At 71.4% G+C, this 20743-nt stretch carries 21 protein-coding genes and 1 pseudogene; 10 read left to right on the top strand and 12 right to left on the bottom strand.

What is annotated here, in order from left to right; genetic code table 11:
- The first annotated feature begins 50 nt into the window (after positions 1-50).
- Positions 51-668, top strand: a complete 618-nt coding sequence (locus AB0H12_RS27040) for a DedA family protein (protein ID WP_499626431.1) — start codon at positions 51-53, stop codon at positions 666-668.
- Here the strand turns inward: AB0H12_RS27040 and AB0H12_RS27035 are convergent.
- Both AB0H12_RS27035 and AB0H12_RS27030 read right to left on the bottom strand, forming a co-directional pair.
- Positions 653-1291, bottom strand: coding sequence for a response regulator transcription factor (locus AB0H12_RS27035; RefSeq protein ID WP_499626430.1), 639 nt, complete (start codon positions 1289-1291; stop codon positions 653-655). The genes AB0H12_RS27040 and AB0H12_RS27035 overlap by 16 nt on opposite strands.
- Complete coding sequence (locus AB0H12_RS27030) at positions 1282-2355, bottom strand: sensor histidine kinase (protein ID WP_499626428.1); 1074 nt, start codon at positions 2353-2355, stop codon at positions 1282-1284. The genes AB0H12_RS27035 and AB0H12_RS27030 overlap by 10 nt, the downstream gene beginning before the upstream one ends.
- 67 nt (positions 2356-2422) lie before the next feature.
- On the opposite strand from AB0H12_RS27030, the gene AB0H12_RS27025 reads away from it, so the two are divergent.
- Complete coding sequence (locus AB0H12_RS27025) at positions 2423-3754, top strand: styrene monooxygenase/indole monooxygenase family protein (protein ID WP_499626426.1); 1332 nt, start codon at positions 2423-2425, stop codon at positions 3752-3754.
- Here AB0H12_RS27025 and AB0H12_RS27020 read toward each other — a convergent pair.
- A pseudogene (locus AB0H12_RS27020) lies at positions 3720-4761 on the bottom strand (FAD-dependent oxidoreductase). The gene AB0H12_RS27025 and the pseudogene AB0H12_RS27020 overlap by 35 nt on opposite strands.
- Before the next feature lie 94 nt (positions 4762-4855).
- Between AB0H12_RS27020 and AB0H12_RS27015 the strand changes: the two are divergent.
- From AB0H12_RS27015 to AB0H12_RS27000, 4 genes are all read left to right on the top strand, one after another.
- On the top strand, positions 4856-5899 hold the full coding sequence (locus AB0H12_RS27015) for an LLM class flavin-dependent oxidoreductase (RefSeq protein ID WP_499626425.1): 1044 nt from the start codon (positions 4856-4858) through the stop codon (positions 5897-5899).
- 288 nt (positions 5900-6187) lie between these two features.
- Complete coding sequence (locus tag AB0H12_RS27010) at positions 6188-6718, top strand: hypothetical protein (protein ID WP_499626422.1); 531 nt, start codon at positions 6188-6190, stop codon at positions 6716-6718.
- Between the two features lie 19 nt (positions 6719-6737).
- Positions 6738-7211, top strand: a complete 474-nt coding sequence (gene bcp, locus AB0H12_RS27005) for a thioredoxin-dependent thiol peroxidase (protein WP_499626420.1) — start codon at positions 6738-6740, stop codon at positions 7209-7211.
- A 15-nt stretch (positions 7212-7226) separates the two neighbouring features.
- Positions 7227-10325, top strand: a complete 3099-nt coding sequence (locus AB0H12_RS27000) for an NACHT domain-containing protein (RefSeq protein WP_499626689.1) — start codon at positions 7227-7229, stop codon at positions 10323-10325.
- Here AB0H12_RS27000 and rdgB read toward each other — a convergent pair.
- Together rdgB and rph are read right to left on the bottom strand one after the other, a co-directional pair.
- Positions 10316-10921: an RdgB/HAM1 family non-canonical purine NTP pyrophosphatase gene (gene rdgB, locus AB0H12_RS26995; protein WP_499626419.1), complete on the bottom strand. Its 606-nt coding sequence runs from the start codon at positions 10919-10921 to the stop codon at positions 10316-10318. The genes AB0H12_RS27000 and rdgB overlap by 10 nt on opposite strands.
- Positions 10918-11682: a ribonuclease PH gene (gene rph / locus AB0H12_RS26990; protein WP_123743797.1), complete on the bottom strand. Its 765-nt coding sequence runs from the start codon at positions 11680-11682 to the stop codon at positions 10918-10920. Before rph ends, rdgB begins: the two co-directional genes overlap by 4 nt.
- A 54-nt stretch (positions 11683-11736) precedes the next feature.
- On the opposite strand from rph, the gene AB0H12_RS26985 reads away from it, so the two are divergent.
- Positions 11737-12261, top strand: a complete 525-nt coding sequence (locus AB0H12_RS26985) for a DUF2231 domain-containing protein (protein WP_499626417.1) — start codon at positions 11737-11739, stop codon at positions 12259-12261.
- Positions 12262-12411: 150 nt separating this feature from the next.
- Here the strand turns inward: AB0H12_RS26985 and AB0H12_RS26980 are convergent, their stop codons facing one another.
- The 5 genes from AB0H12_RS26980 to AB0H12_RS26960 are packed head-to-tail and all read right to left on the bottom strand — an operon-like array spanning position 12412 to position 15561.
- Complete coding sequence (locus tag AB0H12_RS26980) at positions 12412-12810, bottom strand: OsmC family protein (RefSeq protein ID WP_499626415.1); 399 nt, start codon at positions 12808-12810, stop codon at positions 12412-12414.
- A 10-nt stretch (positions 12811-12820) separates the two neighbouring features.
- Positions 12821-13324 (bottom strand): hemerythrin domain-containing protein, encoded by a 504-nt coding sequence (locus AB0H12_RS26975; RefSeq protein ID WP_499626413.1) that lies wholly within the window; start codon positions 13322-13324, stop codon positions 12821-12823.
- On the bottom strand, positions 13314-14126 hold the full coding sequence (locus AB0H12_RS26970) for an MBL fold metallo-hydrolase (protein ID WP_499626411.1): 813 nt from the start codon (positions 14124-14126) through the stop codon (positions 13314-13316). The genes AB0H12_RS26975 and AB0H12_RS26970 overlap by 11 nt, the downstream gene beginning before the upstream one ends.
- 17 nt (positions 14127-14143) lie before the next feature.
- On the bottom strand, positions 14144-14941 hold the full coding sequence (murI, locus tag AB0H12_RS26965; protein ID WP_499626409.1) for a glutamate racemase: 798 nt from the start codon (positions 14939-14941) through the stop codon (positions 14144-14146).
- Entirely contained in the window at positions 14938-15561 is a 624-nt protein-coding gene (locus tag AB0H12_RS26960; RefSeq protein WP_499626687.1) for a rhomboid family intramembrane serine protease, read from the bottom strand. Before AB0H12_RS26960 ends, murI begins: the two co-directional genes overlap by 4 nt.
- Before the next feature lie 148 nt (positions 15562-15709).
- On the opposite strand from AB0H12_RS26960, the gene AB0H12_RS26955 reads away from it, so the two are divergent.
- Positions 15710-16555, top strand: a complete 846-nt coding sequence (locus tag AB0H12_RS26955; protein WP_499626408.1) for an SMP-30/gluconolactonase/LRE family protein — start codon at positions 15710-15712, stop codon at positions 16553-16555.
- Here the strand turns inward: AB0H12_RS26955 and AB0H12_RS26950 are convergent.
- Entirely contained in the window at positions 16552-17322 is a 771-nt protein-coding gene (locus AB0H12_RS26950) for an MBL fold metallo-hydrolase (RefSeq protein ID WP_499626406.1), read from the bottom strand. The two genes, AB0H12_RS26955 and AB0H12_RS26950, sit on opposite strands and share 4 nt — an antisense overlap.
- A gap of 423 nt (positions 17323-17745) precedes the next feature.
- On the opposite strand from AB0H12_RS26950, the gene AB0H12_RS26945 reads away from it, so the two are divergent.
- Together AB0H12_RS26945 and AB0H12_RS26940 are read left to right on the top strand one after the other, a co-directional pair.
- Positions 17746-18429 (top strand): polysaccharide deacetylase family protein, encoded by a 684-nt coding sequence (locus AB0H12_RS26945; protein WP_499626404.1) that lies wholly within the window; start codon positions 17746-17748, stop codon positions 18427-18429.
- Positions 18426-19736: an extracellular catalytic domain type 1 short-chain-length polyhydroxyalkanoate depolymerase gene (locus AB0H12_RS26940; protein ID WP_499626402.1), complete on the top strand. Its 1311-nt coding sequence runs from the start codon at positions 18426-18428 to the stop codon at positions 19734-19736. The genes AB0H12_RS26945 and AB0H12_RS26940 overlap by 4 nt, the downstream gene beginning before the upstream one ends.
- Positions 19737-19787: 51 nt before the next feature.
- Here AB0H12_RS26940 and AB0H12_RS26935 read toward each other — a convergent pair whose 3' ends face one another.
- On the bottom strand, positions 19788-20738 hold the full coding sequence (locus AB0H12_RS26935; RefSeq protein ID WP_499626401.1) for a PLP-dependent cysteine synthase family protein: 951 nt from the start codon (positions 20736-20738) through the stop codon (positions 19788-19790).
- Positions 20739-20743 lie beyond the last annotated feature (5 nt).

Here is a 20743-nt window from a genome sequence, read left to right as displayed (position 1 = left end):
GTGAGGTCGGCTTCATGGTGACGGCGTCGGCGCGTTCGTAACTTGGGATCATGGATGTCGTCTCGTGGGTCACCGACCTGATGGAAGCGCTGGGCGCGCCCGGCGCCGGGATCGCGATCGCGCTGGAGAACCTCTTCCCACCCCTGCCGAGCGAGCTGTTCCTGCCGCTGGCGGGCTTCACCGCGAGCCAGGGCAAGATGAACCTGTTCGCCGCGATCCTGTGGACCACCACCGGGTCGGTCGCCGGCGCGCTCGCGCTGTACTACCTCGGCGCGCTGTTGGGCCGTGACCGGATCAGGGCCATCGCGCAACGGCTACCGCTGGTCAAGGTGTCCGATGTGGACCGGACCGAGGAGTGGTTCGCGCGGCACGGCAAGGCGACGGTGTTCTTCGGCCGGATGGTGCCGATCTTCCGCAGCCTCATCTCGATCCCGGCGGGCGTGGAGCGCATGCCGCTGCCCGGTTTCCTGCTGCTGACCGCGGCGGGCAGCCTGATCTGGAACAGCGCGCTCATCCTCGCCGGGTACGTGCTGGGCTCGAACTACCACCTCGTCGACCAGTACATGGGGATCGTGTCGAAGGTCGTGATCGGACTGGTCGTGCTGGCGGTCGGCTGGTTCGTGGTGTCGCGCCTGACCCAGAGGAAGAAGGCTCAGGCGCGCAAGTAGCGCAGGATCGCCAGCACGCGCCGGCTGTAGCCGTCCACAGCGGACAGGCCGAGCTTGTCGAAGATCGAGTTGATGTGCTTCTCCACCGCGCTGCGCGACACGTGCAGCCGGGACGCGATCGCGTTGTTCGTGTGCCCCTCGGCCATGTGCGCCAACACCTGGCGCTCCCGCTCGGTCAGCACGTCCAACGGGTGGGTCGTCCGGGCCAGCAGCCGTCGCACCACCTCCGGGTCGAACGCCACGTCGCCCGCGCCGACCCGGCGCAGCGCGTCCAGGAACTCCTCCACCTGGACCACCCGGTCCTTGAGCAGGTAGCCCACGCCGTCGGCGTGCTCGGTGAGCAGGTCGACGGCGTAGCGCTGCTCGACGTACTGCGACAGCACCAGCACGCCGACGCCGGGGAACCGCCTGCGGATCTCCAGCGCGGCCTTGAGGCCCTCGTCGGAGTTCGTGGGCGGCATCCGCACGTCGGTCACCACGACGTCCGGCAGGTGCGCCGCCACCGCGCTGATCAGCGCTTCCGCGTCACCGACGGCCGCGAGCACGTCGTGGCCCTCCTCGACCAGCAACCGCACCAGACCCTCGCGCAGCAACGTCGAGTCCTCCGCCAGGATCACCCGCACGGCACGTCCGCGGTGATCACCGTGGGACCGCCGACCGGGCTGGTCACGTCGAACGCGCCGTCCAGCGCGAGCACCCGCCGGGACAGGCCGGCCAGCCCGCCGCCCGCCGGGTCCGCTCCCCCGACGCCGTCGTCCACGACCCGCACGCGCACGGCCCCCGCCTCCTCGGTGATGTCCACGCCGATCATGGTCGCACCCGAGTGCTTGGCCGCGTTCGTCACCGCCTCGCAGACCACGAAGTACACCGCGGTCTCCACCTGCGGCGCGGCGGCCAGCGGCGCGCACGTGATCCGCACCGGGATCGAGGACCGGTCCGCCACCGCCTCCAGCGCGTCGACCAGCCCCAACGAGTCCAGCGCCGCCGGGTACACCCGCCAGGCCACCTCGCGCAGGTCCTCCAGGACGTGCCGGGACTCCTCGTGCGCCTGCGCGAGCAGCTCGTCGGCGTGGCCCGGGTTGCGGCGGGCGCGGCCGAGCAGCATGCCCAGCGCGACCAGCCGTTGCTGCACGCCGTCGTGCAGGTCGCGTTCGATGCGCCTGCGCTCGGCGTCGACGGCCGCCACGATGCCCGCCCGGCTCGCGGCCAGCTCGTCGATGCGCAGGCGCAGCAGCTCCGACTCGCTCGGGCCGAGCCAGCGCCGGGCGACCTTCCCCTCCAGCGCGATCACGCCGACGATGCCCTGCACCTCGATGTAGAGCAGGACCAGGCCGATCAACCCCGTCCACAGGAAGGCCGTCCAGTCGTCGGAGCGGTCCAGGCCGCTCTCCGGACCGCCCGCGACCAGCCGGTACAGCACGATGACGCCCATCGCCAGGCCGTAGAACAGCCAGGCCAGCACGAAGCCGCCGAACAGGCCGACCGGCGCGCGCACGGCCAGGTAGCGCAGCGCCTGCTCGCGCGTCGGCTCCGCGCTGTCGATGCCGAGGAACGTCCGCAGCCGCCGCCGCTCCAGCCCGGCGACCGCGACGGCCGCCTTCCGGGCGAACACCACGACGAGCAGATCAACCAGCGCGGAGCCGAAACCCAGCAACAATCCGGCAACAGCGCGCAACCCCCTGTGCACCTGATCGAGGTTAGTCGACCCGATCGTGCTATTGGCGATCGCACATCCTCTGCAGAGGATCTGTACCGTGGGCACAATCGCGGTCATCGGCGCAGGTCAAGCGGGCTTGGTGTTATCGGCGGCGCTCTTGCGCGCCGGATGGCAGGTCACCCTCTACTCCGACCGGACCGCCGAGGAGCACCTCGACGACCGCGGCCGGCCGACCGCCTGCCTGTTCGGCGACCAGGTCGAGTACGAGGCCGACCTGGGCCTCGACTTCTGGCCGGAGGCCTCCCGGATGCGCCGCATCCACCTGGACCTGTTCACGGAGGACCGCTCGCTGGCGTTCTCGGTCGACGCGCCGCTGCGCAAGCCCGCGCTGGCCGTCGACCAGCGGTTGAAGTTCTCCGCCGGCCTGAAGGAGCTGGGGTCGCGCGGCGCGTCGGTGGTGATCGACACGGTCGACGTGGACGACCTGGACCGGCTGGCCGCGTCACACGACCTGGTGGTCGTCACGGCCGGGCACAAGTCGCTGACCGGCCTGTTCGAGCGCGATCCGGTCCGGTCGGTGCACTCGGAACCGCAGCGCAGCCTGTTCATGGTCAACATCCACGGCTACGAGATGGCGGCCCGGCCCGAGCACCGGGAGGGCGTGTTCTCGTTCCTGCCGGGCACGCTGGAGGTGTTCTGGATCCCGTTCCACGACAAGGACGTCGGCGAGTCGCGCAGCATCGTGGTCGAGGCGGCGCCGGGCGGTCGCGCGGACCGCTTCGGCGACGTGACCTCGGCCGACGAGGGCTTGGCCGTGCTCAAGGACGTGGTGGACGACCTGTTCCCGCACGAGTCGGCGTTCCTGCGGCCCGCGCGCCCGACCAGCCCGGTGACCTGGATCAAGGGCCAGATCGTGCCGGTGGTGCGCAAGCCGGTCGCCGTGCTGCCGTCCGGGCGGCACGTGCTCGGCCTCGGCGACGCCGTCGTGCTCAACGACCCGCTGGCCGGCCAGGGCGCGAACAACGCCACCCGGATGGCCCGGTTCTTCGCCGAGGAGCTGACCGCGCACGGCGGGCCGTTCACCGCGTTGTGGCTGACCGAGAGGTTCGACGAGTGGTGGGAGCGCGGCTGCTACACCAGCGACTTCTCCAACGGGCTGCTCGCGCCGCTCAACGACGAGCAGAAGACCGTGATGCTCGCCGCGTCACGCCGCGAGGACATCGGCGAGCAGCTGTGGGAGGGGTTCAACGACCCGTCGTCGCTGTTCCCGTGGTTCTTCGACGCGGCGGCCACCCGGGAGTTCCTGGCCCGGCGCAACGTGCGTCAGCTGGACGTGCTGCGGTACAAGCTGGGCGTCGGGGTGAACCTGCTGGGCCAGAAGGCGTCGAGGCTGCTCAAGCGGCCCGTCGGCCGGACAGCGACGCCTTGATCTCCTTCGCCGCCGCACGCCCCGCCCGGGTGGCGCCGACCGTGCTGGCCGACGGGCCGTAGCCGACGAGGTGGACGCGCGGGTCGGCGACGACCCTCGTGCCGTCGAGCCGGATGCCGCCGCCGGGTCCGCGCAGGCGCAGCGGGGCGAGGTGGTCGAGGGCGGCGCGGAACCCCGTCGCCCACAGGATGGCGTCGACCCGCTCGTGCGCGCCGTCGGGCCAGACCACGCCGTCCTCGGTGATCCGGTCGAACACCGGCCGCCGGGCCGGCACTCCGGTCTCCAGGGCCTCGCGAACCGCCGGCGTGAGGCTCAGGCCCGTCACGCTGACCACGCTGCGCGGCGGCAGGCCGCGGCGGACGCGGTCCTCCACCTCGGCGACCACGGCACGGCCGAGTTCCGGCGTGAACGGCTGGTCGGAGAACTCCGGCTCACGGCGGGTCGCCCAGGTGGTGCGGGCGGCGTGCCGGTCGATCTCCAGCAACTGCTGCACGGCCGACGTGCCGCCGCCGACCACGACGACGTGCTGCCCGGCGAACTCCTCCGGCCCCCCGGTACTGCGAGGAGTGCAGCTGACGGCCCCGGAACAGCTCCTGGCCGGGGTAGCGGGGCCAGAACGGGCGGGTCCACGTGCCGGTGGCGTTGACCAGCGCCTCGGCCTCCCAGACGCCGCGGTCGGTCTCGACGCGCAGCAGGCCGCCGTGGTCGCGGACGGCGTGCACCCGCACCGGCCGCCGCACCTCGATGCCGTTGCGGCGCTCGAAGTCGGCGAAGTAGGCGGGCAGCACCTCGTTGGCGGGCGCGGTCGGGTCCGGCTCGGCGAACGGCATGCCCGGCAGGTCGTGGATGCCGTGCACGGTCGCCATCCGCAACGTCGGCCAGCGGTGCCGCCACGCGCCGCCCGGACCGGCGTCCGCGTCCAGCACGACGTGGTCGAGGTTCGCGCGCTTGAGGAAGTATGCCGCCGACAACCCCGCCTGACCTGCACCGATGACCACCACGTCCATACCTTGGTCAACGCCGGCGCCGGGTCGGGCCTTTCCCGGTGTCGCGACCGTCACACCAGGAAGGCATTCGGGGTCTTCGGCGTTGGTCGAAGGCATGACCCGACTCCGTGACGTGCCCCTGTCCGCCCTCGACCTCGCCACGGTCACCACGGCGACGGACGCGCGCACGGCGCTCAAGCACACGCGTGAGCTGGCCCAGCACGTCGAGCGGCTCGGCTTCACCCGGTTCTGGCTCGCCGAGCACCACAACATGCCCGGCATCGCCAGCTCCTCGCCCGCGATCCTCATCGGCCACGTCGCCGACGCCACCACCACGCTGCGGGTCGGCTCCGGCGGCGTGATGCTGCCCAACCACCCGCCGCTGGTCGTGGCCGAGCAGTTCGGCACGCTGTCCGCCCTGCACCCGGGCCGCATCGACCTCGGCATCGGCCGCGCGCCCGGCACCGACCAGCGCACGGCGCAGGCGTTGCGCCGGACCACCGGCCCGCTGTCGGTGGACGACTTCCCGCAGCAGCTCAGCGAGCTGACCGGCTACTTCAACGGCACCGAGGAGCTCAACGCGATGCCCGCCGAGGGCAACAAGCCGGACGTGTTCCTGCTCGGGTCGAGCGGGTACAGCGCGCAGGTCGCGGGTCTGCTCGGGCTGCCGTTCGCGTTCGCGCACCACTTCAGCGCGGAGAACACGCTGCCCGCCCTGGCCCTGTACCGCGAGCGGTTCCGGCCCTCCGAACGGCTGGCGGAGCCCTACGCGCTGGTCTGCGCCTCGGTGATCGTCGCCGACACCGACGAGCACGCGCAGTGGATCGCCGGTCCCGGCGCGCTCGCGTTCGTCAAGCTGCGCAGCGGGCGGCCCGGCCCGCTGGCCACCGACCAGGAGGCCGCCGACTACCCGTACACCGACATCGAGCGGCTGATCTTCTCCGACCGGATCGCGTCGCAGGTCATCGGCTCCCCGAAGACGGTCGAGGCGGGACTCGAACGGCTGCTGGAGGACACCCGGGCGGATGAGCTGATGGTGACGACGATGGTCGCCGAGCAGTCGGACCGGCTGAGGTCTTACGAACTGCTGGCCGATCTCGCGGGGCGTTCGACCGTCCAGGGTTCGTCCGAACGGGTGAAGACCGACGTAGAGGTGTAGCGGTTCCGCCACGGGGCGCGATGATCGTAGTGGAGCGCGCACGCCCCCCGACGCGCTCCCCAACTTCCGGGCGCTCCCCGCGCCCGATCGCTCGGCCGCCGCCGACCCGCGTGGTCGCCGCCAGGTGTGGCGCCGCCCACGCGGGCAGCCGTGCGTCATCACGGCTTGGCCACAGGCAGGCACCAGGTGCGAATCAAGGCCCCTGTTCGGTCACCGAGCACCCCCCTGCACCGTCATGGTGGTGGCAGTCGCAGTCAAGCCCACCGCCGGGGCGGGAAGGGGAGGTTCGTGAAGTTCGCCAGACTGGCCGTCGGCGTGTGCCTAGGCCTGGCAATGGCGGGATGTGCGGACCCCTCCGACATTTCCACGCCCCCCGGTCCGTCCGCGGTGGCCGAGCAACGCGGCGACGAGCCGTCGTCGGCCTCGTTCACGGCGTTCGGCACCCAGCGGGTGTGGGGCAACGGCATGGCGGTCACCGTGGCCGCGCCCCGGTCGCTCAGACCGAGCGACACGTCGTTCCCGCAGTCGCCGCGCACCGCCGTGTTCACGCTGACCGTGGTCAACGGCACCAAGACCGCCTACCGCACCAGCCAGCTGTCCGTGCGCGCGTTGGTCGACGGTCAGCCCGTCGCCGAGGTGCGCGACTCCGTGCAGGGGCTCAACGGCGTCGGCGCCGGGGTCAACGAGGTGGCGCCCGGTGCGGAGACCGTGCTGACGATGGCGTTCGCCGTGCCCGCCGACCCGGTGCGGTTGCAGCTCGTGGTCGAGCCGAACGGCGCCGACCAGGACCCGAGCGCGACGTTCGAGGGCGTCGCCTGACCTTGTAGCGTCTGGGGCCATGACCGAGCAGAAGCGCCTGTCCCCGGGCGACCAGGCCCCGGCGTTCACGCTGCCCGACAGCGAGGGCAAGCCCGTCTCGCTTTCCGACTACGCCGGCCGCTCCGTGGTCGTCTACTTCTACCCGGCCGCGGGCACGCCGGGCTGCACGAAGCAGGCGTGCGACTTCCGCGACAGCATCGGCGACCTCGCGTCGTCGGGCTACGAGGTCGTCGGCATCTCGCCGGACAAGCCGGAGAAGCTGGCCAAGTTCGCCGAGGCGGAGGGCCTGAACTTCCCGCTGCTGTCCGACGTCGACCGCGAGGTGCTGACCGAGTGGGGCGCGTTCGGGGAGAAGCAGAACTACGGCCGGACCGTCATGGGCGTGATCCGCTCGACGTTCCTGGTCGACCCCGAGGGGAAGGTCGAGAAGGCCATGTACAACGTCCGCGCGACCGGGCACGTGGCCAAGCTGCTGCGCGAGCTGCCCGCCTGATCACCCGTACGACCGATTGCCGGGTGTCCTCCCCTGCTCGAACCTGTCGGTTCGGAGCACGGGGAGGGCACCATCGCCATTCTGGAGGCGGCGGCCGGCAAGATCGGTGAGGCCGTCGCGCAGCACGCGGCGAAGTCGTGGCTGGCACGCCGGCGGGCGTCGCGCGACCGCACGGCGTCGTTGGCTTCGCTGGCCGCCGAAGAGCTGTCGTCGATCCGCCAGCGCGACCGCTTGGATCACCTGATCGTGGGTATCGGTCACCAGGTGGGTGACCAGCTCGAGCCGCTGTTGGCGGCCAAGTTCGCGTCGTTGCCACCCGGCGAGGTCGCCGCGGCCCTGGACGCCGTGGTCGACGCCTTGGGCGAGCTGGACCTGTCCGACGAGGCGTTGCTGGCCGCCGACGCCGACCCCGAGCTGCTGGCCCGTCGGGTGCGCGCCACGCTCGTCCGCGACGCCGGGCTGTCCGAGCAGGCGACCCGCCTGTACGAGATCGCGCTGGACCAGGCGTGCCGCTACCTCGTCCAGGTGATCCGGCACCTGCCGGCGTTCCAGCCGCGGGCGTTGGCCGAGGTGCTGGGACGTGCCTCGCAGCAGGCCGCGCTGCTGGAGGACGTGCTGTCCCGGCTGCCCCGCACCAGCCTGCACGCGCCGACCGGCGCGGACACCGACGAGGAGTTCCGCGACGAGTACCTGCGCTACGTGGCGAACACCGTGGACCGCCTCGAACTGCTGGGCCTGACCATGCGCCACCGGCCGAAGCTGGCGTTGAGCGTGGCCTACCTGAGCCTGAGCGTCACCGACCAGGACCACCGCGGCTCCCGCTTCGAGTTCGACCGCTGGTTCGGCGCGGACGTGGACCACGTGCACGGGTCGATGCGGGTGGAGGCGGCCATCGGCAACGCCGACCGCACGTTGGTGCGCGGTGAGGCCGGGTCGGGCAAGACGACGTTGCTGGACTGGCTGGCCGTGACGGCGGCGCGGGAGGCGTTCACCGACCGGCTGGCGTCGTGGAACGGCCTGGTGCCGCTGGTCGTGCGGCTGCGCCGGTACGCGGACTCGCCGCTGCCCCGGCCCGAGCAGTTCCTGGACCACGCGGCGGGGTGGTTGGCCGGCTTGATGCCTCAGGGCTGGGTGCACCGCGTGCTGCGCGCCGGTCAGGGGTTGGTGCTGGTCGACGGGGTGGACGAAGTGCCGGCGGGTCGTCGTCGGCTGGTGCGGGAGTGGCTGCGGGAACTGGTGACGGCGTTCCCCTCGGCACGGGTGGTGGTGACGTCCCGGCCGGCGGCGGCGGACCAGCGGTGGCTGCACGACGAGGGATTCGGCTCGGTGTTGTTGGAGCAGATGAGCCCGGCCGACGTGCGGGTGTTCCTGCAGCGCTGGCACGAGGCCGCGCGTGATGCCGAGTCGTTGCCCTGCGCGCCGGAGGACCTGCCGGTGGCGGAGCGGCGGTTGCTGCGGCAGTTGGACAACCGGCCGCACTTGCGGGCGCTGGCCGCGTCGCCGTTGTTGTGCGCGATGCTGTGCGCGTTGAACCTGGGGCGGACTTCGGAGCTGCCGCAGAGCCGGATGGAGCTGTACCAGGCGGCGTTGACCATGTTGCTGGATTTGAGGGACGCCGAGCGCCAGATCGCGGGGATGCTGACCGGGACCGAGAAGACCGTGCTGCTGCGTGATCTGGCGTGGCGGCTGATCCAGGCGGGCAGGTCTGAACTGCCACTCGATCGGGCGGTCTCTTTCGTGTCCATGAAGCTGCCTTCGATGCCCACCGTGGACTCTTCCCCGGACGTCGTCCTCTCGCACCTGTTGGAGCGCAGCGGGGTGCTGCGCGAGCCGGTGCCGGGCCGGGTCGACTTCGTGCACCGGACGTTCCAGGAGTACCTGGCGGCGAGCGAGGCCACCGAGCAGGAGCACATCGAGACGTTGGCCGGGAACGCGCACCTGGACACGTGGCGCGAGACCGTGGTGATGGCGTGCGGTCACGGCAAGCGCTCGCAAACCCGGGCCTTGCTGACCCAGATCCTCGACCGCGCCGACACCGAACCCCGCCGCGCCCGGCGATTACGCCTCCTGGCTGCCGCCTGCCTGGAGACCGTCACGGATGTGGACGCCGAGGTGCACGAGCGGATCGACCGCGTAATCCGCGATCACCTCGTGCCGCCCCGGAGCGTTCGGGAGACCCGTTCCCTGGCGTCCATCGGCCACCGGGTCCTGCGCTACCTGCCGGAGACCTTGGACACCTTGTCGGAGGCTGCGGCGGCAGCCACCACTCGGACGGTCGCGCTGACCATCGGCCCGGAGGCGATCCCCCGACTCGCTCGCTACGCGGGGGACAGCAGGTGGGCGGTGCAGGGAGAACTCGTCAAGGCCTGGGAGTACTTCGACCCCGAGCGTTACGCACGCGAGGTGCTGGCCGACGCCCGTCTGCAGAACGGCTACATCTGGGTGACCGTCCCACGCCTGCTGAAACATCTGGTCCTACTGCGGGAACTCGCCTCGGCCGGTGTGTCGTTGGATGGCGCGGCGCACACCGATCTCAGTGTCGTCCAGGGAGTTCCGCGCCTGCGGTTCCTCTCGCTGCCGGTCACCGGTGAAGTCGATTTCGCCCCGCTCGCGGAGCACTCCGAACTCCGCCAGATCTTCGTCCAGGGTTCCTTCAGGCACGTCAACCTCAAGGTGCTCGAACAACTGCCGAAGCTCAGGGGCCTCGCGTTGAACAGCCCGGCCGAAGTCGAAGCGCTGGCGCGCCTGGCCGGGCTCAGCTTCCTCAGCGTCGTGCTGCCGGACCCAGAGACGAGCCTGGCGCACTTGCGCCGGCTGCGCGGATTGCGACTGTTCAGCCTGCGGTGGGGCACGGCCCCCGAGGTGGCCGACGGCATCGAGGAACACCTGCCCGAACTGGAGACCCTCGAACTGCTCGGCGTGGTCGCGCACCGTTGCGCCGTGGCGACCGGTCTCCAGCGGCTCAGGAGACTGACCTTGAGCGCCGCGAAATCCGGGCCGCTCGACCTCCGGCCGCTCCAAGGGCTGAACATCGAGCTCAAGCTCGACCACCGGGACGAGCACATCGGCCTGGACGTGCTCGGTCCCGGGGTGAAGGTCGACTACTACAACTGAGCCAACTGCCGCAGGTGGGGCAGGAGAAGGCGCAGGGCGCGGCCCCGGTGGGAGATCTCGTCCTTCTGGTCCGGCGTGAGTTCAGCCGAGGTGACGTCGTGGCCTTCCGGGCGGAAGATCGGGTCGTAGCCGAAGCCGTTCTCGCCGGCAGGCTCGCGGGTGACGGTGCCGCGCCACTCGCCGCGCACGACGGTTTCCGTGTCAGGGCCCGCCACGAACGCGGCCGTGCAGACGAAGGCCGCTCCCCTGCGCTCGTCCGGGACGTCACGGAGTTGGCCCAGCACCAGGTCCAGGTTGGCCTGGTCGTCGCCGTGGCGACCGGACCAGCGGGCCGACAGGACGCCCGGCATGCCGTTCAACGCGTCGATGGCGATGCCGGAATCGTCCGCGACCGACGGGAGGCCGGTGGCGTTGAACGCGTCACGGGCCTTGGCCAGGGCGTTGCCCTCGAACGTGGGATCGGTCTCCGGGGCCTCCGGGAACTCCGGCACGTCGTCCAGGCCGACCACCTCGATCCCCGCCAGCCCTTCGGCCAGCAGGATCCGGCGCAGTTCGCCGAGCTTCTTCTTGTTCCGCGAGGCCAGGAGCAGCTTCACTTCTTCTTCGCCTTCGGCTCGGGCAGGACGCCGGGGTACGGCAGGGCCAGCGCCTCCGCCTGGATGCGGTTCAACTCGGCGCAGCCGGCCAGCGCGAGGTCGAGCATCTTGTCCAGCGTCGACCGGGCGAAGGTGGCGCCCTCGCCGGTGCCCTGGACCTCGATCAACGTGCCGGCGTCCGTGGCGACGACGTTCATGTCGACCTCGGCGCGGGAGTCCTCTTCGTACGGCAGGTCGAGGCGCACGCGGCCGTCCACGACGCCGACCGACACCGCCGACACCGCGCACGAGAGCGGCTGGGGGTCGGCCAGGCGGCCGGCGGCGCCCAGGTAGGTGACGGCGTCGGCCAGGGCCACGTACGCGCCGGTGATGGCGGCGGTGCGGGTACCGCCGTCGGCCTGGATCACGTCGCAGTCGATCACGATCGTGTTCTCGCCGAGCGCGGCCAGGTCGATGCACGCCCGCAAAGATCGCCCGATCAGGCGGCTGATCTCGTGCGTGCGCCCCCCGATCCGGCCCTTCACCGACTCACGGTCGCTGCGCGTGTGCGTCGCGGAGGGCAGCATCGCGTATTCGGCGGTCACCCAGCCGAGCCCCGAGCCGGACCGCCACCGCGGCACGCCCTCGGTCACGCTGGCCGCGCACAACACCCGCGTGTTGCCGAACTCGATCAGCACCGACCCGGCGGGCCACTGCTGGAAGCCGCGGGTGATCCGGATGTCGCGCAGTACGTCGTCGTTCCTGCCATCGGTCCTCAGCACGGCACTACCCTATGTCGCTGAACCCGGGAGCAACCCACCGGCGTAGGGAGAGACATGGCACTCGCAGACGACCTGGTGACGATCTTCGGTCTCCCCGCGCACCCGCTGCTGGTCCACGCCGTGGTGGTGCTGCTCCCGCTGGCCGCGGCGGGCGCCGCCGCGCTGGCCGTCGTGCCCCGGTGGCGGCAGCGGTACGCGTGGCCCCTGCTCGGCGTGACGCTGGTGGCCGTCGGTTCGGTGCCGTTGGCGCAGTGGGCGGGCGAGCAGCTGATCGCGAAGATGCAGGCGGCGGGTTTCGAGGACCCGGCGGCCCAGCGGCACGCCGACCTGGGCAACGACCTGCTGCCGTTCGCGCTGGGGTTCCTCGTGGTCGTGGTGGCCCTGCTGGTCGCCGGCCGCCTGGCCGATCGCGAACGCGTGGCCGCCGTCGAGGACCCGGCCGTGCCGAAGACGTGGCGCCGGATCTCGACGGTCGTCGCCGTGCTGGTCATCGCCGCCGGCGCCGCCGCCACCATCCAGACCGTCCGCATCGGCCACAGCGGCTCGACCGCCGTCTACGACTACGTGAGCACCATCTGACCCCGCGAGAGTCCTACGTCCAGTGCCCGAGAGTCCTACGTTCACGGACCCCGAGTTCAACGCTCAGTGTTGAACTCACCGCTCGTGAACGGTGAACTCACCGCTCGTGAACGTAGGACTCTCGTGGGGTGGAGGTAGGACTCTCGCGGGTCAGGTGGGGAGGGTCAGAGGGGTCGGCGGGGCGGCTTTCAGGGTGCGGGTGACGGTGCACAGCTGGTCGATGGCGCGGAGGACGGCGGTCTCCAGGGCGGCGCGTTGGGTGTCGTCCAGCTGGGAGATGTCGTAGTCGAGCGCGACCGGCACGCTGGTCAGCGAGTGCCCGTCCGCCGAGCGCACGTCGTCCGCACGCGCCACCAGCTCGCCGTCCACGCGGCGGGTCACCAGCGTCTCCGCCGTCACCACCGCGCAGCCCGCCGCCGCCGCGAGCAGCAGCTCCACCGGCGTGAACGAGCCCTCGGCGCCCTTGCGGCCGACGCGCACCGACGCACCCCGGTCGTTCGTGGCCACGAAATCGTGCTGACCGACCCGGCGCACCTCGACGTTCGACACACGATCGACGCTAGTCGATCCGGTCCTCCGTGGCTGCCGCGATCTTGCGGACGTAGTCGATGTCACCGCAGTCGTCGTCCAGCCTGCTCTGCCGGATCTCGGTGAACAGCCGGCCGAGCTCGTCGCGCCGCTCGTCGGACACCTCCTCCCGCGCGTCGTTGAGGATCGTCCGCTCCTCTTCGTCCACGTGGTGGTTGAGCGCCTGGACCAACTCCTCCAGCTTGCTCTCCCACTCCTCGGAGCTCGTGTCCTCGACCTCCATCAACGCCAGCAACGCCTGGTGGCCCTCGGCGTGCTCCTCCGCGCCGTGGTCGACCTCGGCGTTGTCGACTTCCTTGTACCGCTTGAGGGCCGGGTACACCTTGGACTCCTCGGCCTCGGCGTGCGCCACGAGCAGCGCCGCCAACTCGCCGAGCACCGTCGAGCGGTCGGAGTTCCGGTCGCGCAGCGCGCGGAACAGCTCCTCGAACTTCCGGTGGTCGGCCAGGATCAACTCGACGACATCAGTTGCCATGGCCGCCGATTACCCGCACCTCAGACCGGTCAACCGCGTACGTGTCACCTTGGTTGACCACGTCGACCGGCCCGGTGAACCGGCTGCGCGCCTCGGCCAGCACGGCGTCGCGATCGGTCCACGGCGCGATGTGCGTGAGCAGCAGCCGCCCGACCCCGGCGTCCGCCGCCACCTCGCCCGCCTGCACGCCGGACAGGTGCGTGCCGGGCGGCCGGTCGTCGGAGTGCGTCCACGTCGCCTCGGACAGCAGCACGTCCACGTCACGCGCCAAGCCGCGTAACGCCTCGCACGGCCCCGTGTCGCCGGTGTAGGCCAACGTCGCCGTCTTGGTGGCGATGCGGAACCCGTACGTCTCGGTCGGGTGGTTCACCCGGACGGCCGTGATCTCGAACGGCCCGACGCGGGTCACCGCGCCGTCGGCGAGGGCGTGGAACTCGAACACGTCGCCCAGGTCCGTGGTGAGCAGCTCGTCGGCCGTCTCCGCGTACGCGCGGGCGAACCGGTCGGCGGCCTCGGCCGGCCCGTGCACGGGCAGCCGGCGTTCTCGCGTGTCGTACGGCGGGTGGGTGTGGTAGCGGCGGATGACGGCGAGGGTGGTGAAGTCGGCGCAGTGGTCCGGGTGCAGGTGGGAGAACAGCAGGGCGTCCAACGAGAACGCGTCGTGACGCGTCTGCAGCGACGCCAGGACCCCGCTGCCCAGTTCGATCGCGAGTCGGCAGCCCTCCGCCTCGACGAGGTAGCCGGATGCGGGCCCGTGCGGTCCCGGCAGGCTGCCCGAGCAGCCGAGGATGGTCAACAGCACCCGTGGAGCGTGCCAGGTCAGCCGTGGGCTTGGAAGGTCGCCTTTTCCAACCCGGGCAGGAATCGGCGTGCCAGCCTGGCGAACGGCTCGACCGGACCGGTGCAGCCGAACCGCTGATCGGGGTCGCCGGCGCGGAACAGGTCGCGCTCCGTGAGCACCCGCACGACGTCCTTCACGGTCTCCTCGGCGCTGGAGACGAGCGTCACGCCGTCGCCCATCACGATCTGCAGCACGCCGGTCAGCAGCGGGTAGTGCGTGCAGCCGAGGACGAGCGTGTCGACCTCGGCCCGCTGCAACGGTTCCAGGTAGGCCTGCGCCAGGCCGAGCACCTGGCGGCCGGAGGTGATGCCGCGCTCCACGAAGTCCACGAACCTGGGGCACGCGACCGCCGTGACCTCGATGTCCCGTGCGGCGGCGAACGCGTCCTGGTACGCGCCGGACGCGACCGTGCCCGCCGTGCCGATGACTCCGACCCGGCCCGTGCGCGTGGTGGCCGCCGCCCGGCGCACGGCGGGCAGCACGACCTCGATCACCGGGATGTCGTAACGCTCGCGCGCGTCGCGCAGGCAGGCCGCCGACGCCGTGTTGCAGGCGATGACCAGCAGCTTCGCACCGTCGGCGACCTGCCGGTCCATCACTTCCAGGGCGTACTTGCGCGCCTCGGCGATCGGCAGCGGGCCGTACGGGCAGTTGACCGTGTCACCGACGTAGCTGATCCGCTCGCCCGGCAGCTGGTCCATGATCGCCCGTGCGACGGTCAGCCCGCCGACGCCGGAGTCGAAGATCGCGATGGGCGAATCGGCGGTGACGGTCACACGTCGAGCGTAGTCCGGGCGCTCTTGCCGGCATCCCGGGCGACGCCCCACGCCGCGAGGACGCCGCCGAGCGCGCCGAACAGGTGACCCTCCCACGAGATGCCCGGCTGGCCCGGCAGCACGCCCCACAGCGCCGCGCCGTAGATCGCGAAGACGACCACGGCCAGCACGATCTGCAGCGGGCTGCGCGCGAAGACGCCGCGCACCAGCAGGAACACCAGGAAGCCGAAGACGAGGCCGGACGCGCCGATGTGGCTGCCGTAGGAGCCGAAGATCCACACCCCGAGGCCGCTGGTCAGCCAGATGACCGCGGTGACCTGGAGGAACTGCTTGATCCCGGCGGAGGTCGCCAGGTACGACAGCACGAGCAGCGGCACCGCGTTGCCGGTCAGGTGGGTCCAGTCGCCGTGCAGCAGCGGGTACCACAGGATGTTGTCCCACTGGCTGAAGTCGCGCGGGAGCACGCCGTCGTTGTCGAGCCTGCCGCCGAGCACGGTGTCGATCGCCTCGACGACGTAGAGCAGGCCGACGAAGCCGAGCACGACCACCGCCGACAGCACGGGCCTCGGCGGCACGACGCGCTTGGCCAACGGCTTGGGCTGCTTGGGCGCGGCGACCACCGGCTCGGGCGTCGGCGGTGTGAAGGGGCCGGTGGGGTCCACGTCACCAGGCTACGCGCGGATCGGGCGATCCAGCGGTGACTTCCGTTCAACGTGACTTCTCCGTCTTCGCCCCTGTGCGACCGGGGCGTGACCGTAGGCTGTGCCGGTGTCGATCGAAGTGGCGGTGCGGGCCGAAGCGGAACTGGGTGAGGCCCCCACGTGGGACCACGCCAGCGGAACGCTGCTCTGGGTGGACGTCCTCCGCAGCGAGGTGCACCGGTACAACCCCTCGCGCGACGACGACGCCGTCCTCGAAGTGCCGCAGCACGTGGGCGCGGCCAAGCCCCGGACCCGCGGCGGCCTGGTGCTGAACCTGCGCGACGGCGTGGCCTTGATCGACCGGGACGGCGTCAAGACGTGGCTCGTCTACTGGGCGCGCGACGGCGTGCGCGGCAACGACGCCGCGATCGACCCGGCGGGCAGGCTGTGGGCGGGCACGATGCGGTACGACGAGGACCCCGGCGGCTGGCTGGCCCGCGTGGAGCCGAGCGGCGACGCGAAGGTCGTGCTGGACAAGGTGAGCGTCAGCAACGGCATCGGCTGGAGCCCCGACGCCACGCTCATGTACTACATCGACTCGGCGGAACGGCGGATCGACGTCCTCGACTACGACCGCGGGACCGGTGAGGCGACGAACCGCCGCCCGCTCGTCGAGGTGCCGCGCGGGCTGCCCGACGGCCTCACCGTGGACGCGTCCGGCGCGATCTGGGTCGCGCTGTGGGGCGGCGCGGCGCTGCACCGGTACACGCCGGACGGCGTGCTGGACCGGGAGGTCGAGCTGCCGGTGGGCCAGCCGACGGCGTGCTCCTTCGGCGGCGCGGACTTCACCGACCTGTACGTGACGACCGCGCGCGTCGGGTTGAGCGGTGACGCGTCGAGCGAGCTGGCCGGTTCGGTCCTGGTGCTGCCGGGCGTCGGCGAGGGCCTGCCGTCGACCGCGTTCGCGGGCTAGAGCGCGTAGGTGGCGCCCGGCGCGGCCAGCGTGACCGGGCCCGGGAACGCCTCCGCCGCGTCGCTCAGGACGCCGTCGTGGTCCGACCACGGCAGGACGTGGGTCAGCACCAGGCGGCCGACACCGGCGGCCTTGGCCACCTCTCCCGCCTCCTGCCCGCTCATGTGCAGGTAGTTGGCGCGGCCCGCCTGCTCGCGCCACGCCGAGTCGGCCAGCAGCAGGTCGGCGCCCGCGGCCAGCCGCACCAGCTCCGGGCACGGCACCGTGTCGCCGGAGAACACCAGCGACGCGCCGCCGTACGAGATGCGGAACCCGTAGGCCTCGCAGATGTGGCGCATGGCTGCCACCTCGACGTCCACCGGGCCGATGGCGTACCGGCCGGGCGCGAGCGGCACGAAGTCGAACGTCTCGGTCAGGTCCGTCGTCGCGAGCGAGGCCCGGTCGGCGGCGTGCGCGCTGGCCAGGCGGGACGGCGCGTGCGCCGGCGCGAACACCGGCAACCGGCGTTCGGTGACGTCGTAGGGCGGCTCCGGGTGCTCGCGCCGGTGCACGGCGAGCGAGCCGAAGTCGGCGCAGTGGTCGAGGTGCAGGTGCGACAGCAGCACGGCGTCGAGGTCGAACGGGTCGCAGAGCCGCGTGAGCGGGCCGAACACCCCGCTGCCGAGCTCCATCACGATCCGCACGCCGCCCGCCTCCACCAGGTACCCGGAGGTCGGCAGATCGGGTCCCGGCGCGCTGCCCGCACACCCGAGCACCGTCAATTGCATGGGCTAAACGATAGCAGGACCGATGACGGCAAAAATGCGGAAACACGGTGTGCGCCGACCATTGAATTCGACCGCCGCACAGGTTCACTCGAATGCATCAACCGAGGTCGGGAGCGTGCACGGGCCTGCGGCTTTCCGAAGCGGATTCGGTAACGCGGCAATTCCACGCGGATGGCCACCGACGGGATCGTCGGGCCTGTTTTGCTATTACTTCGGGCGGCCACCCGGAAGATTAGGGCCCCCGTGCGGCGGAGCTGACCGAAAGTTTCCGGGCGCAACCGGCGCGGCCAAACGGGGGCACCGCGCGTTGCCGCAGCTCAACATGCCATTTGAGACTCGCAACATTCACGAAAGTCGTTGTCCGAAACCACTCGGCGACACATAGTGACGACAACTCACGCCGTGATCCTCAAGGAGGAGGGAATGGTCTTGAGAACCCTTCTGGCCGTGGTGCTGCTGGTGGTCGCGCCACTGCTGTCCACGAACGCAGCGGGCGCCGCGCCCGCCCCGAAAGCCGGGGCGGTCGCGCTCGCCTGCAACGGGTACGTCGCGCTGACCTACGACGACGGCCCGAACGCGCAGTTCACCCGCCCCCTGTTGAGCGCGCTGCGCTCGGCGGGCGCGCGGGCCACGTTCTTCGACCTCGGTTCACGCGTGCAGCAACAGCCGCAACTGGCGCGTGAGACCGCGCAGGCGGGCATGTGGGTCGGCAACCACTCGTGGTCGCACCCGTACCTGACGAACCTGAGCGCCGCCGCCGTGGCCAAGGAGCTCGGTGACACCCAGAACGCGATCCGCAACGCCACCGGCCGGACGCCGACGCTGTTCCGCCCGCCGTACGGCGCGACGAACGCGACCGTGCAGACCGAGGCGCGCAAGCTCGGCCTGACCCAAATCATCTGGTCGGTCGACACGCAGGACTGGAACGGCGCGTCCACCGACGCCATCGTGCGTGCCGCGACCAGCGCGAACGCCGGCGGCATCGTGCTCATGCACGCGAGCTACCAGAACACGGTCAACGCCGTGCCGCGCATCGTCCAGGGCCTGGCGGCCAAGAACCTCTGCCCCGGCCGCATCGACGACACCGGACGGGTGGTGGCTCCGTGAAGGTCCTCGGCGCGATCGTGGGTTCCCTCGCGGTCGCGGCGGCCTTCGTGCTGGCCTTCGTCGCCGCACCGCAGGCGTCGGCCGCCACGCTGACCGAGGTCACCGGCTTCGGCGCCAACCCCAGCAACCTGCGCATGCACCTGTACGTGCCGGACCGCACCCAGGCCAGGCCGGGCGTGCTGCTGGCCGTGCACTACTGCACGGGCACCGGCCCGGCGTTCCACTCGGGCACGGACTTCGCCCGGCTCGCCGACCAGCACGGCTTCATCGTGATCTACCCGTCGGCGACCCGCAGCGGGCAGTGCTTCGACGTGTCGAGCCAGCAGGCGCTGCGGCGGGACGGCGGCAGCGACCCGGTCGGGCTGATGTCGATGGTCCGGTACGTGCTCCAGCGCTACAACGGCGACACGAGCCGCGTGTTCGTCACCGGCGTCTCGTCCGGCGCGATGACCACGAACGTCATGCTGGCCAACTACCCGGACGTGTTCGCCGCGGGCGCCGCGTTCGCGGGCGTGCCGGCCGGTTGCTTCGCCACCACCGACGGTTCGGGCTGGAACAGCGCCTGCGCCAACGGCCAGGTGCTCCGCACGCCGCAGGAGTGGGGCAACCTCGCCCGCGGCATGCACCCCGGCTACAGCGGCGCCCGACCGCGCGTGCAGGTCTGGCACGGCACCGCGGACGACACGCTGCGGTACCCGAACTTCGGCGAGACGATCGACCAGTGGACCAACGTCCACGGCCTGTCCACCACGCCGACGTCCAGCGACAGTCCGCAGTCCGGGTGGACGCGCACCCGTTACGGCGACAAGGTCGAGGCCATCTCCCTGCAAGGCACCGGCCACAACCTGATGGGCGCGGGCATGGCGTTGCGCGCCATCCAGTTCTTCGGGCTGGACAAGCCGACGGGCACCACGACCACGACGAGCACGACCACCAGCACCACGACGACCGGGACCTCGACGACCAGCAGCATCACCACCTCACCGGTGCCGAACTGCCGGGTGACCTACACCGTCAACGCCTGGAACACCGGCCTGACGGCGAGCATCACGGTGGTCAACACCGGCACGACGCCGGTGAACGGCTGGGTCCTCGCGTTCACCCTGCCCACCGGGCAGGCGATCACCAGCGGCTGGAGCGCGACCTACTCGCCGACCAGCGGCATGGTCAACGCGACCAACGTCAACTACAACGGCACGATCAACCCGTCCGCGTCGGTCGGTTTCGGCTTCCAGGCCACGCACGGCGGCAACACCGAGAAGCCGAGTTCGTTCCGGCTCAACGGGATCCCCTGCACGATCGGCTGACCGCACGAGAAGGGCCCCGCCACCCGGCGGGGCCCTTCCGGCATTGCGGGCTCAGGCCCAGAGGTGACCGTCGAGCCGTTCCGCGGCTTCGTCGAGCGTGCCCGCGTACGCGCCGGTGGACAGGTACTTCCACCCCGCGTCCGCGACGACGAACGCCACGTCCGCCGACTCGCCGCGCGCCGCGGCCTTCTCCGCCGCGGCCAGCGCCGCGTGCAGGATCGCACCGGTGGAGATGCCCGCGAAGATGCCCTCCACCTCGAGCAGCTGCCGGGTGCGGCGCAGCGCGTCGTAGGAGCCGACCGAGTAGCGACCGGTCAGCACCTCGGCGTCGTACAGCTCGGGCACGAAGCCCTCGTCGAGGTTGCGCAGGCCGTAGACCAGCTCGCCGTACCGCGGTTCGGCCGCGATGACCTGCACGTCCGGCTTGTGCTCGCGCAGGTACCGGCCGACGCCGACCAGCGTGCCGGTGGTGCCGAGGCCCGCGACGAAGTGCGTGATCGTCGGCAGGTCCTTCAGCAGCTCCGGCCCGGTGCCGTGGTAGTGCGCGCCGGGGTTCGACGGGTTTCCGTACTGGTAGAGCATCACCCAGTCCGGGTTCTGCGCGGAGAGCTCCTTCGCCAGCGCCACGGCCTGGTTCGAGCCGCCCGCCGCCGGCGAGAACACGATCCGCGCGCCGTAGGCCTGGAGCAGCTGCTTGCGCTCGGTGGACGTGTTCTCCGGCATCACGCACACCAGGCCGTAGCCCTTGAGCTTGGCGGCCATGGCGAGGGCGATGCCGGTGTTGCCCGACGTCGGTTCGAGGATCGTGCAGCCCGGCGTGAGCACCCCGCTCCGCTCGGCCTCCTCGATCATCATCAGGACCGGGCGGTCCTTGATCGAGCCGGTCGGGTTGCGGTCCTCCAGCTTCGCCCACAGCCGCACGTCCTTCGACGGCGACAGCCGGGGCAGCCCCACCAGGGGCGTGCCGCCGACGGTGTCGAGCAGTGACTCGTACCGGGCCACGATGT

Origin of the sequence: Actinosynnema sp. NPDC023794 (assembly GCF_040639675.1) — a bacterium.
Taxonomy (GTDB): Bacteria; Actinomycetota; Actinomycetes; order Mycobacteriales; family Pseudonocardiaceae; genus Actinosynnema; species Actinosynnema luteola.
This window is presented reverse-complemented; position numbering and strand designations above follow the sequence as displayed.